Annotated in this window: 12 protein-coding genes; 8 read left to right on the plus strand and 4 right to left on the minus strand. The window is 33.3% G+C overall.

What is annotated here, in order from left to right:
* Positions 1-14: 14 nt before the first annotated feature.
* Positions 15-3,842: a hypothetical protein gene (locus BGO27_05630; GenBank protein OJV12201.1), complete on the minus strand. Its 3,828-nt coding sequence runs from the start codon at positions 3,840-3,842 to the stop codon at positions 15-17.
* Positions 3,843-4,016: 174 nt separating this feature from the next.
* Between BGO27_05630 and BGO27_05635 the strand changes: the two genes are divergently transcribed.
* The 8 genes from BGO27_05635 (at position 4,017) to BGO27_05670 (ending at position 13,993) form a co-directional block, all read left to right on the plus strand.
* Positions 4,017-4,547 carry a hypothetical protein gene (locus BGO27_05635; protein ID OJV12202.1) on the plus strand — a complete coding sequence of 177 codons (531 nt, stop codon included), beginning with the start codon at positions 4,017-4,019 and terminating at the stop codon, positions 4,545-4,547.
* Position 4,548: 1 nt separating this feature from the next.
* The gene (locus BGO27_05640) at positions 4,549-5,583 is read left to right on the plus strand and encodes a UDP-3-O-(3-hydroxymyristoyl)glucosamine N-acyltransferase (GenBank protein ID OJV12203.1); all 1,035 of its coding nucleotides are present in this window, start codon (positions 4,549-4,551) and stop codon (positions 5,581-5,583) included.
* Positions 5,583-6,035 carry a 3-hydroxyacyl-[acyl-carrier-protein] dehydratase FabZ gene (locus tag BGO27_05645; protein OJV12204.1) on the plus strand — a complete coding sequence of 151 codons (453 nt, stop codon included), beginning with the start codon at positions 5,583-5,585 and terminating at the stop codon, positions 6,033-6,035. The genes BGO27_05640 and BGO27_05645 overlap by 1 nt, the downstream gene beginning before the upstream one ends.
* Before the next feature lie 2 nt (positions 6,036-6,037).
* Complete coding sequence (locus BGO27_05650) at positions 6,038-6,838, plus strand: acyl-[acyl-carrier-protein]--UDP-N-acetylglucosamine O-acyltransferase (protein OJV12205.1); 801 nt, start codon at positions 6,038-6,040, stop codon at positions 6,836-6,838.
* A gap of 125 nt (positions 6,839-6,963) precedes the next feature.
* On the plus strand, positions 6,964-9,021 hold the full coding sequence (locus BGO27_05655; protein OJV12206.1) for a hypothetical protein: 2,058 nt from the start codon (positions 6,964-6,966) through the stop codon (positions 9,019-9,021).
* A gap of 88 nt (positions 9,022-9,109) precedes the next feature.
* On the plus strand, positions 9,110-11,209 hold the full coding sequence (locus tag BGO27_05660) for a hypothetical protein (protein OJV12207.1): 2,100 nt from the start codon (positions 9,110-9,112) through the stop codon (positions 11,207-11,209).
* Positions 11,210-11,277: 68 nt separating this feature from the next.
* Positions 11,278-12,558 (plus strand): GTPase HflX, encoded by a 1,281-nt coding sequence (locus BGO27_05665; protein ID OJV12208.1) that lies wholly within the window; start codon positions 11,278-11,280, stop codon positions 12,556-12,558.
* Positions 12,542-13,993, plus strand: a complete 1,452-nt coding sequence (locus BGO27_05670) for a hypothetical protein (GenBank protein ID OJV12279.1) — start codon at positions 12,542-12,544, stop codon at positions 13,991-13,993. Before BGO27_05665 ends, BGO27_05670 begins: the two co-directional genes overlap by 17 nt.
* Here BGO27_05670 and BGO27_05675 read toward each other — a convergent pair.
* From BGO27_05675 to BGO27_05685, 3 genes are read right to left on the minus strand one after another with little or no spacing between them, the layout of a single operon-like run.
* Positions 13,990-14,802 (minus strand): hypothetical protein, encoded by an 813-nt coding sequence (locus BGO27_05675; protein OJV12209.1) that lies wholly within the window; start codon positions 14,800-14,802, stop codon positions 13,990-13,992. The genes BGO27_05670 and BGO27_05675 overlap by 4 nt on opposite strands.
* Positions 14,803-14,804: 2 nt before the next feature.
* Positions 14,805-16,232, minus strand: coding sequence for a hypothetical protein (locus BGO27_05680; GenBank protein OJV12210.1), 1,428 nt, complete (start codon positions 16,230-16,232; stop codon positions 14,805-14,807).
* Between the two features lie 42 nt (positions 16,233-16,274).
* Positions 16,275-17,048 (minus strand): hypothetical protein, encoded by a 774-nt coding sequence (locus BGO27_05685; GenBank protein ID OJV12211.1) that lies wholly within the window; start codon positions 17,046-17,048, stop codon positions 16,275-16,277.
* Between the last annotated feature and the right edge of the window lie 7 nt (positions 17,049-17,055).

Consider the following 17,055-nt stretch of genomic DNA (forward strand, 5'->3'; position numbering starts at 1 on the left):
CACTGTGGATCTTATTAAGCGGCTCTTGCAGCAGTTTTTGCTTCACTTTTAACTGCAATTTTTCTAAAACAGTTTAAACCAGTAGCATTTTCAAGCATTGAAGGTTTATATTTTTCCTGCACTGCAGTAACTTCTACATCTGTAAGGTTAGCTTCTAATTTAAGCTGAGCTTTTTCAGCCTCTTTATTGTTTGCAGCGCCCATAAATGCGTTAAGGGTTTCTAACAATGCATTATTAGACTTAAAGCGTGGTGATACAGCTTCTGTAACAACAGAAAGAATAGCACTTAAAGCCCCTTGAACCTTTTTATTTTGCATAAGGTCTACTAAAGATTCGGAAGCAAATGGAGCATAATGCTGAGCCAATGCTTTAACAGCTACAAAACTTAAGACTCTTCTTGTCCATATCGCTGCAAACTTAGCAATATTTACAAAACTAACATCATATCCAGCAGCAATCCCCGCAGTTAATATAGCCTTACGCGCTGCAGCACGGTTTATCAAGTTGGGTTGCTGATCTGTAAGCTGGTTAACCCTATCCTGCAAATCTCTAACTGGCTGATCTAGAGCATCTTTATCTCTTTGCAAGTTATCTGCCCTATCTCTTTGTTTATTGCGATCTTGTTCAATATTATTCTTCTCTGTGGTAAGACTAGTTTTATCCCTATCAAGCTGAGTCTTTAACCCTTCCAATTCTTTCTTTAGCTGAGTAACTTCGTCTGTAAGCTGCTTTTTAGCATCCTCAACTTCAGCCTTTTTGTCTGCTAAAGTTTTATTTGCATTATCAGCATCAGTAAGTTTCTGTTTTAAAGCTTCTAATTCTTGTATTTTTATGGCAAGTTCATTTGATAAATCGTCCCTTTCCCTTTCAAGCTTAGACTTATCAACATTTGCAGCATTAATTTCGCTTCTTATTGCAGCTAAATCTTGATTTAGCTGCTCTAAAGCGGCTTTATCAGAATTAGCAGTATCAAGCTGAGCCTTTAAAGCTTCAATTTCTTGATTTACTTCAGCAATTTTTTCCTGATGATCCTTTGATATACAAGTTTTTTCAGCTTCCAAAGCTGTTTTTTGCTGAGTAATTTGTTCATTTTCAGTTTGTAATATTAGAACACGATCTCCTAGAGTTTTTAACTCATTTTGATAATGTCTCTCAAGGTTTTGATTTTCTTGTTTTATAGATTTAATAGCTGTTTTAAATGATTCTATTTGTTCTTTTAGACTTACAATATTGGTCTCGTTATACTTAATTTCTTCCTCAAGCTCACGAATCTTTTCATTAGCAACTTCATTTTGCTTAGCAAGCAATTTAGCTGCATCTTCAATAACAGAACTACCTAAATCATCTTCAATATGGTTATTTAGCGCTTTGGTATCATTAACTGCTTTATACTTATTAGGAAATCTGAGTTTGACTTCGTTATTAATGAATTGGTTTACATCTCTCTTTTCTTTCAGCAATCTATATCTTGCCTCTTTAAACGCTGACAAGAAGCTTTTATGATCATCTTGTGGTGGCATTGAAAGGATGATTGCAAAAGCTTCGTTTTCTGTAATTTGATATTTTACTCCGTCATATTCGACATTTTCTTGAAGCGTTACCGTATATAATTCTTCGTAATATTTTTGAAGCATTTTAAAACCAGCATAACTCATTTCAACTCTATGACCACCATCTTTATCTGGTAAAATGACGCCATCATTTGCTAGTTCTTCTTTAAATTCCTTTGATTCCCATGCACTTGAGCTATTAATATTAGTTTTACCACCAATAAAGCTTAATTTATCTGCGCCACCAAGATATGAATGCGACCCATACTGGCTTTCACCATGAGGAGGTGATCCCTCAAAGCCAAGCATAACCACATTATTGTTATTAATATCTTTTGTTTGAACATATAAATGACCATCGCTAGATCTTAAACTTCTTTTTTCACCAGCTGCCTGTAATCTAACAAGGTTATTCATTGCTGACTGAGTAATCAATTCTTCAGGATTTACACCTGCAATATCCATACCTTTGTGTGGTATATCTATTTTTTGTTCTTTTTTATCAATTCCTGGTTGTTGTTTATCAATAACTTTATTATATAAATCAGCAAAATTTGTATAAAGCCACTGACCTACACCATAACCCCTTTGATCAACATACTGTCCATCCTTATTTTCTATCGAATGAGTAGAGGTAGACCTTGAATAGAAAATTTTCCCATCTTTTTCTGCCTTAGCTGAGTTAAAAACTTCATCAGCTACAAAGTTTTTTGTAGCATCATTGCCAGCAATCCAGTTTAAGAAAGCATTGCTATCATTTCCCACATCTTTAATAACAATAAAATTTCGCCCGCCATGACCGCCATTACCCATTACATCAGCTACTGAAAGATTATTAAGGGAAGCTGAAGTCATGACTTCACCTTCATATTTTTGGTTAGGCTTGTCAGAAACTTTAAAGCCTGAACAAGCTGTAAAAAATGCCATTTTTTTCAAAACTTCAGACTTTTTCTTTGCAATGTCACCAGCTTGAGTTTTTAGACTTTCTGTTAAATTTTGGCTTGAAAGACCTAGCTCTTCCTGACGTTTGATAGTATAATACATACCTTTTATTGAATGGATTATTTCTTGATCAATGCTTCTTTTTTTTGCAATTTCTTGTGTCTGTGAAATCTTTTTTGTTTTTTCTATATTATTTTCATAGTCTCTTTTTACAAGTATGCTTTCAAAACGGGGACTATCTTTTGATTTAACATTTCCATCAAATAAAACAGCAGTAGCTGGATCTATTATACTTACATAACTTGCGAGAGTATTGCAGTAATCCACTTCTTGAACTGTCGAAAATCCCTTTAAATCAATATCTTCCTTAGAAATAATCCTTAATTTGATATCGGGTTCATTTGTATCAGTTCTAGGCGTTACTTCAAGTTCAACGGAGCCTATTAACGTTTTAACTTCTTCACCTTTATCGTTTAGAAATTTTCTCACTAATGGAGCCGTTAAGCAATATTTTTTATGACCACCCTCAATCAAAACAAATTTATAAGAAACATCTCTCGAGCTTCTCATATATTGCACTTCAACTTCACCTAAATCTTTAATTTTTAGTTTGGTTTCTTTAGTAATTCCACTACCAAAATTTTGCCACATCATCATTATAATGTTCTCAAAGCCGATAGATTTTAGTGCGTTATCTTCTTTATAGCAATCCTTGAACTCGCCAAAATTCGTTATTTTTGAATTAGTATCACTTGGATCTGGTGATCTGTATTGAGTATGCTGTACTCTATTTTCGTTAACATTTAAAATATGAAAACCTTCCCTGCTATAATCATTCAAAAATGATGAAAACATATCTTTTTCAAATGATTCAAATACTTCTTTTATATTTGGATTTTCTTTATCAAGCTCATAATAAAGATTTGCATACAACTTTAAAGACACTGAATACTCTGCATTCTGGATTTTTTCTTTATTGTTTGTTAAAAATTCCTTAGCTTTATCAATGTCATTAACTGCATCAATTTCCTGAATTGATATATCAAGACGTTCATCTTTAAGAGATTTAATACCCTGGGAGATTTTATCTAGTAGAATTTCTTGTAATTGCTTATAAGCAGCTGCATCCGCTTGCAATGCTTTTTCTTTAAAGTTTGTATAGTCAACAAGCTCTAATAAATCAAGCAGGTCTGAGTACTGAACATTACCATTATTCTTAAGTAAATTAGCTTTATCAAGCTCATACACTTTTAACCCACTTTCATTAACCTTAGATGATAACAGTGTTTTTATAGCCTTACTTACATACTCAGGAGTATTAGTAAGTTTTTCATATAAAGTGTAAAGCATATGTACATGTCCAGTATTTAAATATTAATAAAATTACCCTATTATACAAAAAAGTAAACGATTTGTCAATAAATTTGAAATATTTTCTCAATTAAGAGTTTTAATCAAATTAAGTGCTTGTAATTAAACAAAATTTCCATTAATTTACCTATATATTTTATTTAGGGAGATTATATGAAAAAATTACTTTTAGTTGCAATGCTTTCAACAGCACTTACAAGCCCGGCTTTAGCTGCTCAGGAAACAAAGTATCTGGTGGTTGATATTAATAGAGTTATTGGCACATCAAATGCTATGAATCAGGTAAATAAGGAAGTTGAAGAATACCGCGTAAAAAATGCTAAGGAATTTGAAAAGAAAGAACAGGAATTAAGGGCCGAAGACGAAAATCTCAAAAAAGAAGAAGCTACGTTAGCGCCAGACGCTTTCCAGAAGAAAGTAAGAGAATTCCGTACAAAGTTCGCTGAAGTTGGTCGTTCTGCAACAGCAAAAAGAGAACAAATGGACAAAGCATTCAATACAGCACTTACACAACTTAACACTGAAGCTGAGAAAATTATTCAGGATATAGCAAAAGAAAATGGCGCAGAAATTATTTTCGCTAGTCACCAGTTACTTTATGCAAATGAAAACTTGAATAAATCTGAAGAAGTGTTAAAAAGGCTTAATGCAAAAGTAAGTAAAATTAAAATTGATTTAAAATAACATGAATTCAACTTTCTACGATATTAACAAGCCCCAGTCAATTGAGCAAATAGCCGAGTTTCTGGGGCTTGAGCTTTTTGATAACGGACAAAACATCCATATAAAAACATCTGGGTGCGCTGCTTTATCAAATGCTTCCTCATCTGAAATTTCCTTTTTTTTCAATAGGAAATATGTAGACGAGCTAAAAAATACTAAAGCCGCAGCAGTCATAATTGGCAAGGCTGATATTGATTACGTACCTGAGGGTGTGGCTATTTTATCATCAAATAACCCATATTATGATTATGCAAGACTTTTGGAATACTTTTATATTCCAAAATCAGAGAGCATTATTAATGATAGAGTTGTTGAACCTACTGCTTATATAGCTTCAAGCGCTCAAATTGGCGTAAATTGCTATATTGGTCGAAATGTAGTAATCGAAGATAACGCTGTAATAGGCGATAATACTATAATTATGCACAATACGGTTATTCATAATGACTGCGTAATTGGAAATAATACGAAAATTAGCAGTAACTGTGTGATACAGCATGCTGTAATTGGTAACAAAGTATTAATCCACCCTAACGTTTCAGTCGGTCAGGATGGCTTCGGTTTCGCATTAAATGCTGGAAAACACTATAAAGTACCCCAAGTTGGTCGTGTAATAGTGCATGACGAAGTCGAGATTGGAGCAGGAACAACAATAGATCGCGGATCTGCAAATGATACAGTTATCGGGTCTGGGACAAAAATTGATAATCTTGTTCAAATTGCACATAACGTTGAGCTTGGCAGAAACTGTATTATCGTATCACAAACTGGGATTTCTGGAAGCACGGTAATGGGCGATTATGTTGTCACAGGTGGTCAAAGCGGTTTTGCCGGTCACTTAAAAATTGGCGCAGGAGTTCAGATTGCCGCGCAATCTGGGGTTATGACTGATATTGCACCTAAACAAATATATGGTGGCTCCCCTGCCCAGCCTATTAAAAACTGGCACAGACAAACTATTATACTGAAGAAATTATTGAAAAAGGACGAAAAGTAATGAGCGCGCATTTAGACAAAGTATTTATTGAAGAAATCATGGAAATGATCCCACATCGCTACCCTATTTTACTGGTAGACAGAATGGAAGATATTATTCCCTTTGAATCAGCTGTAGGTATTAAAAATGTAACGTTTAACGAGCCTCATTTTCAAGGTCACTTCCCTAACAAACCAATTATGCCTGGCGTTCTTATTATTGAGGCAATGGCGCAGACAGCTGCTGCTCTTGTTATTAAAAGCATGGGACAAGAAGCTATGGGCAAGCTTGTTTACTTTATGTCTATTGAAGAGGCAAAGTTTAGAAAACCTGTTGTACCTGGCGATACTCTTAAAATGCATGTGAGTAAAGAAAAACAGAAAGGAAATGTTTGGAAATTTAAGGGCGAATCATATGTTGAAGGTACAAAAGTAGCCGAGGCAATATTTACAGCAATGATTGCGGAGAAGTAAGAATGGCAAACAAAATCCACCCTACCGCAGTAATATATGACGGCGCTCAGATAGGAAAAAATGTTGAAATCGGTGCATTTAGCGTTATTTATCCAAATGTTAAAATTGGCGATGGTACAAAAATTTATTCGCATGTAGTAATCGACGGCTATACAACCATTGGCGAAAACAACCAAATTTTCCCTTTTGTGTCACTTGGTTCGCAGCCTCAAGATTTAAAATTTAAAGGCGAAAAGTCTGAGCTTATTATTGGTAACAATAATATGATTCGTGAGTATACAACCATGAATCCAGGCACTGATGGTGGCGGAATGCTTACATCCGTAGGTAATAACTGCTTATTCATGATGAGTACGCATATTGCTCATGACTGTAAGATCGGTAATAACGTAATTATGGCAAATAATGCAACGCTTGCAGGGCATGTTACTTTAGAAGACTTTGTTATTATTGGTGGCTTATCAGCTGTACATCAATTCGTTAGAATTGGAGCGCATGCAATGATTGGTGGCATGAGTCCTGTGGAAAAAGACGTTGTACCATACGCCTTAGTCATGGGTGAGCGAGCAAACCTTGCTGGCATGAACCTTGTTGGCTTAAAAAGGCGCAATTTCTCACGTGAAGAAATTGGAATGCTTAAAGACGCGTTTGATAAAATATTTTACCCTAAGGATTTTAGCTTAAGTTTTGAGCAACGCATTAATAATGTTAAGGCTGAATATATAAACTCAGAAGCAGTAAGGCAACTAGTAGAATTTTTAGAAGCCGAAACTTCCAGATCATTCTGTATGCCAAGGTCATAAAATCCACACATACACTTAAAGGGCGTTTTATAACGCCTTTTTTTATGCCTAAAATAAATATTCCTTGCAAATATTTGATTTTAAAGTAAATACAGCTGAATAATTAGTCATTAATAAGGAAATATATGAAACAAGACGAAAATTTTTCTGCTCCATCTCGTTTAGCTTTCACCGATTTACCTTACGAAATTTTGGCGATGATTTTTAAGAAGGTAAATTTTGTAGATTTTAGAGTTAGACGTGTTTCAAAATTTTTTCAAAACATTTTTGTTAAACCTCATACTTCTAATGAAATGGCAATCCTTCATAAAAAACCTGAATATGTTAGCCATATAATATCCAGAAGCGAACTTATTCTAGCTGAAAAGGAAGAGAATATAAAACAGGGGAAATTGTCTTATAAGATTTTTTCAAACTTAAAGTCATTTAATCAATCTGATAATACTATTAGAATAAATCTTACTGATATTCCCAATACCATAGAACATCTAACTTTAAATGGTGCCAGAGTTAAAACTAAGTATAAAGCAAAATCAACCAACGGCGTGTTATTATTTCCTAAATTAAAAACCTTAAAGCTTGTTGATATAAATAATTTCAACAACAGCTCATATGTTTATAATTATGTTAACTTTCCAATCAAACAGTTTTTACATGTTGAGAATTTAGAAATTGAGTCACTAGCCTTATTGGCTCATAGTAATATTGTTTTCCCAAATTTAAATAAGCTTACTATATTATTTGATGAAGTTACAATAACTAATCCTTCGCTTATTAAATTAAGCAAAATGTTCCCTCGTCTTAAAAGTTTAAAAATAGTCTTTACAGAGCAAACTGAACAAGAAATTGATGTTAATGAATTCCCCCTGGAATTCGGTGAGTTAACACTACAAAGTTTTGTTTTGCAGGGAGACTGCAATATAAAACTTGATATATCTATGCTAAAAACAGTTGATAGAGTTAAAATCCTACTACAAAATGCTCCCCTTGACCTAAGCAAAATCATGTGGCCTAAAAATATTAAAAATTTACATATCCCATATCCTTTGCAATATGAAAACCCAAAGTTTGAGAATTTAAACATGGAATCTATTAGAACCTTGTCTGTCGATTTTAGTAGATTAAGATATTATCCGGGAACTACAAACATAATTCAAAATTCAGATAAATTTCCAATAGATGCTTTAGCAAAATGCTTTTCTACGCTTAAACAATTAAATATTTTACTACACGAAAATTGCATAAATGTTAGAACGAATTTAGCTTCAGATAAGGTTACTTATATTTATTCACGTATGGTGGGTAAGAATTTTGATCCTAATTTTATAAATATTTTTAAGGAATTGGTTGGGTATCCTACAATAGTTAAACTGGAATTCGAAGAATTTATAAAGTCATTGACCATTCCGCATACTATATTTAAAGATGGCAAGCAACAAATTAGAATTATACCTGAATCAATTGATGCTATGAATTATGTCACTTATGATGATAAAGACAATATAATTACTCACATAGATATGGAGGAGTTTAAAAATATAAATGTCGAAGTTGTAAACTGTAGTACCTGCGATAATTTACAGTCAATTAGAAACCTTCCGTATAAATTATCTAAATTATTGCTATCACCCAAGGCTCTTATACAAATAAATCCATTTATCATAGCTCTTAGCAATTTACACACCAACTTTGATATTTATTATTTTATTAGTCCCAGAGGTAATACATATATGCCTACCATAAATACAAATAACAATCTAACCTTTGATGATAATACCCCTATTTCACTTAATTTAATCCGTGGTGAGATAAAAAAACAGAATTTTGCTCGTTTAGCACCAGATTTAAACACGATTACCTTTAACGATTGTCATAATTTTGATAATGTGGATTTTAGCCAAATTCCAGACAGCGTATCAAGATTGATAATTACAAATTCTCATGTTAACGGGGCAAACTTTGAAAATACTAATATTCAAACCATAAAAATAATCAATACAACTTTTACAAATTTTGTATTACCCAGAAATCTTAAGTTTTTAGAGCTTAGTCATGATATAGATCTAATAAAATTAGCAGCTCAAAACCCACATATTAACTGGCTGAATGATAAAGTTTCAAAATACAGACCGCACGCAGAACGTTTAAATAATGAACACGTTAGCAACTACCAAAGAATGTAAAATAAAATACAAAGTATTTTTGTAGTTGTACTTTTATTAAAAATCAGTTATTAGCACTGATATTCTTAACATAACATAGTAAACTATTATGAGTAAAATGAAGCGTCGTTATATTACTACTAAACAAGTGCTTGAAAAATATACAGATCAGTTAAAAACAATAAGACAAAATAAATTAAAAGCTTCAAGTAGTTTTGAAAAACTTCCTGATCTAATAATAGAAAACATTTTCTCATATCTTAATAGTACAGCTATAAAGATTACGTCAAAATACATGAATTCATTGCCATATACTATCAACAACACTCTGCTTATTAAAAATTATAAAATTTCAGCAAGAAACTTAAGAGAAGTCCTTTCAAGATCATCGTATGTTAATCAAATTATTTTATCCAAAATTCCAAAAAATGATATTAAACCTAAAACCTCACATTTTACCAAAGGTCGATTTAATTTCCATAAAATAAAAAAATTATCTTTAAATTATTATACAGTAAATGCGTACCATTTACCTGAAACAATCGAGGCTATTGAAGTTTATAATGCGTCAATTGCAACCAGCCAGAATTCTAAATGCAACAGCATTTTGCCAAATTTAAGAGCATTTAAAGCTTTAAATGTAGTATTCCATAAAGATGTTGAGTATAACTTTTATTTAGCAAGGTTTGTGAATGCTGAAAAAGTTGAGATAGATGCCAACTTAATTATTAATAATTATCCCAACAAAGATATTGTTTTTGAAAAAGCCAAAGATGTAACAATTGACATTTCCACTATTTCTGTAGTTTACAACACTATAACAAGAAATTTATCGGCTATTTTTCCTGTTGCTAAAAAAATTAAAATTGTATTTAACTACAATAATAATTTAGATAAACCAAAGGATAATATAGATAAATTTCAAGCGTTTCTTGATGTACTTCCTATTAAAATTGAGCATTTAGTTCTGGATTTTAATCTTAGTGGTGAATTTGTTTTAAATCTTTCGCATTTGATAGGCGTAAATACTTTAGAGATTAATAACGCTTATCCACTTAAAGTTGATAATATTTTATTGCCCAAGACAATACAAAATCTAATTATAAATAAGCTGGATTATCGAGATCCAATTAATGTAAATTCATCTAATATAAAAAGTCTAAAACTACATTCTGTATTTAAAGAGTCACAGTTACTTTATAGCGGCTTGCTTGTAGATTATTTAGAAAATGGAACAATCAAAATATCTTTTCCCGATGAGTCAATTTTTAACCCTAACACACTTGCAATACCTGAATTCGCAGAAGAAACCATTTTAATACAATATTCATTAAGACAATTTAATCACATGGTAATGAATAATAAATTTAATCAACATCTAACTAATTATACAAATAAACTTGTTTACTTCAATATAGATGTGTCAAAAGAAGAAAATCCTAGCATTGATATTGATAGCTCATTGTTTATACAAGATTATATACATTATTTTATGAATTTTGAGGGTCTACCCCAAAAATCAATACATATTTTGCACATCAAAGAGGATTACCCCTTGGAAAGTATTGCTCTCGAAGGTTTTAATCTATGTAATATAGAATATTTAGATTTCTCTAAGTGTCATAGTTTGACATCACTACCTTATTTTAGGCACAATGTTAGAAATTTAATACTTAATGAAAATCAACTTACTAAATTTAACAATCAACTACTATACTTAATATTAAGATACAAATTTAATATATATAAAGATCAGTATATTGATACTGCTCCACATAAACTACAATTTGGGTGTCGTAACGAAATAATATATATAGATCAATTTAATATAGGTTTATACGAAACCGCACCCAATATAGATTCAATAAATAAAGATTTTTTTTCTCAAATAATACCTAATGCGCATACATTGGTTTTTACAAATTGCAATCTTGACGCATTTGACTTTAGCAAAATTCCTGATGCGATAAGCACAATAATACTACGTAATTGCAGTGTTGATTTAATGGATTTATCAGAAACAAAGGTGAAAAATGTACAATTCAGCAACTCTAAAATTGGTAACATTATTGAGCCTGGACAATTTGTAAACAATAATTATTTTGTACCATCAACCTGGAGAGATAATTTTTCAGCTGATTACAATATTTCTAGCGATGAAACTTTAAGCGACAGCATAGAAATTTACACCCCCTATTTATCAAAATAATGCGTGACATTTAATTTTTAGAGGCATAATGTGAGTTTATAATAAAAGTATTAATTTAAATTCATATTATGCTTAAAAAAGAAGAACTATTAAAAGACAAAGATAATAACAATTGCTTGATTGTTTTGCCTTTGTTAAAACTAAAAGATGACCCGGAAAAGGTTGAATACAGGCTTGATGAAGCTACGGGTCTTGCCACTACTCTTGATTTAAACGTGGTTGATAAAATAGTCATTTGGACTAAAGATTATAGACCTGGTCATTTATTAAAATCAGGTAAAATTGAAGAGCTTAAGGCAATTGTCGCTTCTAAAAATATTGCGCTTGTTTATATAGACATGCCCGTTACTCCTGTTCAGCAACGCAACTTAGAAAAAGCTCTAAATGCTAAGGTTATGGATCGAACTGGTATTATTTTAGAGATTTTTGCATCAAGGGCGCGCACAAGTGAGGGTAAACTTCAGGTAAGGCTTGCTCACCTTGAATATCAGAAAAGCCGTTTAGTTAGAATGTGGACGCACCTAGAGCGTCAGCGTGGTGGTCTTGGCAACGTTGGGGGTCCTGGTGAAACCCAGATGGAATCAGATAAACGTATGATTCGCGATGAGATTGCCAAAATTAAGAAACAGCTTGAAAAAGTAAAACAAACGCGTGAACTTCATAGAAAATCACGTACATCAGTCCCCTATCCTATCGTTGCGCTTGTTGGCTATACAAATGCTGGTAAATCTACACTTTTTAACAAGCTCACTAATGCTGATGTATTAGCAGAAGATAAGCTTTTTGCAACACTTGACCCTACTATGCGGGTAATAAAACTTCCTTCACGCAAGACTATAATACTATCAGACACAGTAGGTTTTATTTCAAATCTTCCTACAGAACTTATTGCAGCTTTTAGGGCAACCTTAGAAGAAGTCATAGAAAGCACAATCATTTTACATGTGCAGGACGCCTCAAACCCTGAGTACCGCGATCATAGTAAAGAAGTACAAAAAATTCTAAAGTCTCTTGGTATTACAAGTAAGTTTTATAAAGATACTATCCACGTATACAATAAAATTGACTTAGTAAAAAGTAAGACAGAATTCAAGTCTAAGCTTTGCATATCTGCCACAGAAAACATCAATCTAGATAAGTTGCTAAGCGCTATCGATGAAAAGCTGATGGAAGATGACATAAAAATCAGAGTTAATGTAAAGGTTGAAGATAGCGCTAAAATTGCTTGGCTTTACGCAAATAGCGCCGTTATATCTTCGGAATATGATGATGAATTTGGGCATTTTTACATATCAATTTCCAAAACCAATTATGATAAATGGAGAAGTTTATATGAGTATAGCGAATAGTCTAAAGCAGAAAGGTTTACTTATTGAAAAAGCTTATCTTTGTGGCACATGGTTTGATTGCGATGACAAAATAAATGTCATAAACCCTGCTACCGAAGAAATCATCGGAACAGTGCCAAATACTCCCAGTGATAAAGTTTTAGAGGCTATTAAAGACTCCGTATCAGCGCAGGAACATTTTAAATTTTCTTCCCCTGAAGCACGCTCACACTTACTAAAAAAATGGTATGAAGCTATGATGCAGCATAGTAGGGAATTTGCCGAGCTTATTACTCTGGAGAATGGGAAAACTATAAAAGAGTCATTAGCTGAAATAGAATATGCTGCTGCTTATTTAAAGTGGTATGCTGAAGAAGCAATTAAAGACAGAATGTATTCTATTCCATCTAATAACTATTTTCAAACCAGAGTAGTAGACTACGTTCCTGTTGGGGTTACCGCAGCTGTAACGCCTTGGAACTTTCCTTTAGCAATGATTACCAGAAAAGCTGGAGCTGCTATTGCGGCAGGTTGCTCAATGCTCATAAAACCATCAGAGCTAACTCCTTTTACTGCGCTACTTATGTGTAAGCTAGCGCTTGATAGTGGCATGCCGTCTAACCTAATTCAGGTAATTACAGGAGATGCTAAAAGAATAGCTGAAATATTCCACGGTGCATATGCTATTAGAAAAATAAGTTTCACAGGATCTACCCGCATTGGCAAAGCTATAATGAAAGGCTGTAGTGACAGCCTGCAACGTGTTGCCATGGAATTAGGTGGCAATGCCCCGCTAATTATCAACAGTGATGCTGACCCAGATGTTATGATAAACATGGTTCTTAATGGCAAATTCAGAAATAATGGACAAAGCTGCACAGCTGTAAACAGAATTCTTGTTCATGAATCACGTTATGAAAAAACTGTAAACCATATATATGAAAAAGTATCAAGGCTAAAAGTTGGCGATGGATTTGATGAAAATTCAGATCTTGGTACTGTAATCACAGAAGATTCTTTAAATCGTCTTATAAGGCTTATAGACATCACAGTTCGTCAGGGAGCAAAGCTTATGCTAGGAGGCAAACGCTTTGGTAATAAAGGTTATTTCCTTGAACCAACAATTTTTACAGAAGTTACAAATACTATGGAAATAGTTAAAGGCGAGATTTTCGGGCCTATAATTACAATTCAAAAATTTTCAAGTGAAGAAGAAGCTATCGCTATGGCAAACGATACAGATTACGGTCTTGCAGCCTATATTTGCGGAGTAAACCCTGAGCGTAACAAAAGAATGGCGGAAAGGCTTAACTTTGGTATGATTGGCATTAATGATACACGAATATCGGATGCAAAAATACCTTTTGGCGGCACTAAAAATTCAGGTTTTGGTCGCGAAGGTGGACGCGAAGGAATTTACGAATACTTAGAGCCTAAATATTACGGCATAGCCTAGAGTTGGTTATCTATAATATAATCAATTCCTTCTTTATACGTAGGAAACTTAAGTTTATAGCCCAAATCATTTTTCATTTTGTTGTTATCGACTTTTTTGCTATTTGAATAGAATGATTTTAGCATTGGGGTCATTTCAACTTCACTTGCATCCCATATTTTTGGTACATCTAGCCCCATTTTTTGAATAGCATATAAGTATGGCACTTCTGGGAGGGTTGGCTCATCATCACTTACATTATAAATATGAAGTGATGGGTTAGATTTATGAATAGATAGACTTGTGAATCCTGCAATATCGTCAATATGAATTCTAGAAAAATACTGATCTTTTTTTGTTATTATTTTATAATCACCTGATTGAATTCTATCAACAACTGAATATCCTACGCCATAAATTCCGCTTAATCTAAAAATGTTAATACTGATATCGGGGCGTAATTTACTTAATTTAAAAAAACCTTCTTCTGCTTTAATTCTGTTTAAACCTTGAGGGTCTTTTGCTCTAAGCTCAGAATTTTCATCTACCCACTCCCCCTTATAATCACCGTATACAGATGTAGCTGAGTAATAGCCAATCCACTTTAAATATTTCATAGATGCTATTTGATCAAAAAACTTATTTAGCGCTATGTCACCACTCTCATTTGGTGGCATTGAAAACAAAATATGCGTAAAATCCTGATTAAGTTCAAAATTATCAAACAAAACCGTACCTTCTTTACCAGACCTGGAAGTGGCAATATAATCTTCATTCCATAGTTTTAACAAAGCTTTTGCGGACTTTCCAAGCCCAAATATAAGTAGCATTTCTAGCCTTTTATAATTTTCTGATAATCGATATGCATAGGGTTATGCTTAGACATAGGAATTTTTCCTACTTTAATTTGCTGCACAATATTACAGCCAAAATTATTATTTGCCTCAAGCTTAATTTCTTCAGTATGGCTTACATGGCGTGGGTTTGTAAGCTCAACATATAGCACTCGTGTATTGTTATTCACCACAAACGCAGCTTTTGCAACATATGGATTCGCGTTCACCGATTCTTCAACGGCAAAAATAAAGATTTCTTTTTCGTCTACTTTCACAGTATTTGCATAATCCCCAGTATACCAAAGCCTGCCAAGATTATCAATATAACCCGCCTTACCTGTTTTTATCCATGTCTTTCCGTCAACTTCAATTAAGTTATTATGAAGCTGCGATTTCACCGATGTATCTGGTAAGTTAAGAAGTATTTCACCAACTGTAAAATCACTACGGGAGTTATTAATTTTTATAGATGCTTTTCTAACATCATAACCCACTAAAACGCCTTTACCCTGATACGTTCTTGCATATTCAGCATCTGAGATTTCTGATATATCCAGCTCAGTAACAATAATATCAAATATACAATAGAACATGTACGTTGAACTTTCGGGCATATAACGGTTAATATCAACCAAAAGCGCTGACTTGACTGAATTATCATATAAAAATATATTCTGAATTTTATTAAGCGGATTTTTTATATATTTCATAATTCCGCGCATGTTATTTGCATCCATACCAATGCCTGTCACATCAATTTTAGTAAGCGCTTTAGCAATAGTAGGGTGTTTTAAGCCAAGTAATAATGTTGATCTGCCATTTGCTATATTTGTAATAACATCACTATACTTCATATTATACATTAGGGAACTTTCATCGCATTTTTTAACCGAGCATAATGATTTGCTGCACTCATAGAGACTTTCGTGTTTTTTTTCAACAGTAAAAACAAGACCGTTTTTATTTTTATAATTATATACAATAGCAATAGGATTATTATGCTTCGTATTATGCTTCTCAAGCTTTGAATCATTTAAATTAATAAATCCAAGTGTGACTTTACCAGCAGAAAACTTACGGTATAAATTTTTAAACGTTTGTCTTAGCTTTAAATTAAATACAGATGAAATAATAGCAACAGGCTCGACTAAAGGCTTTGTACTAGGGTCAAATATATATGCAGCCGCACCAATCTTAAATAACGCAAAAATTGCTGCATACGAATTTATATCTTGCTTAATATCAATTGCTACCAGATCCCTTGGTCTAATTCCTTTTGCTGCCATAACACCTGCAAAATCATCGACCTTCTCTAAAAATGATGCAAAGTTAATTGACTTATTAACAAGCCTCCCCTGAATCGTCAGCGCTGCTTTATCCGGGTACTTACCAGCCGCAGCGCACAAAGCTTCATATAAATTCATGAATACGTACACTAGTTAAAGATTTTTTTTACTAAGTATACTTTAACCAGCAACCCTCAGGAAGTCTACTATCTTTTCACAAATTTTCTTAATTTCCAGCATGTTATCTGTATTATAATTGTTACTCAGTACATAAGGAAGACCTTCGTCGCATGATTTAGCAAGTAATGGATCAATTGTAAGGCTTCCTAATATATCAAGCTCATTTTCATTTACAAAGTTGGTTAGTTCATTTTTTCCAAAAATTTCCATTTTTTCATTGTTTACAACTAGTCCGCTCATATTTTCAACAATACCAACAATAGGCTGCTCAAGCTTTCTGCATGCAGAAATTGCCTTTTGAACATCTTTGAGGGCAAGCTTTTGAGGTGTAGCAACTATAACAAACCCATCAATTTTGTAGCCCTCACCTAAACTTAATATGACATCACCTGTTCCTGGAGGCAGATCTAGCACTAGTACATCCACATCCCACTTCACCCCTCTGATAAGTTGGAAAAGGGTTTTGGTTACCATTGCACCACGCCAGATAGCAGCTTTAGATTCATCTACCAGGTATCCAATAGACATTGTCTGAATGTCGTATTTTTCTATAGGAATCAGCATATTATTTTCAGCTTCAGGCTGATCGTGAATGTTTAGCAAAGTTGGCACCGAAGGACCAAAAATATCGAGATCTGCTATCCCAACTTTAAGACCAAACTTACCTAGTCCTGCTGCAATATTAGCGGAAACAGTTGATTTTCCTACCCCGCCCTTGCCAGCAGCAACCGCAATAATTTTTTTAACACCTGGCACTGGTAGCTTTACCGTCATAATATGT

It is taken from the genome of Alphaproteobacteria bacterium 33-17 (genome assembly GCA_001897445.1).
GTDB lineage: Bacteria > Pseudomonadota > Alphaproteobacteria > Rickettsiales > 33-17 > 33-17.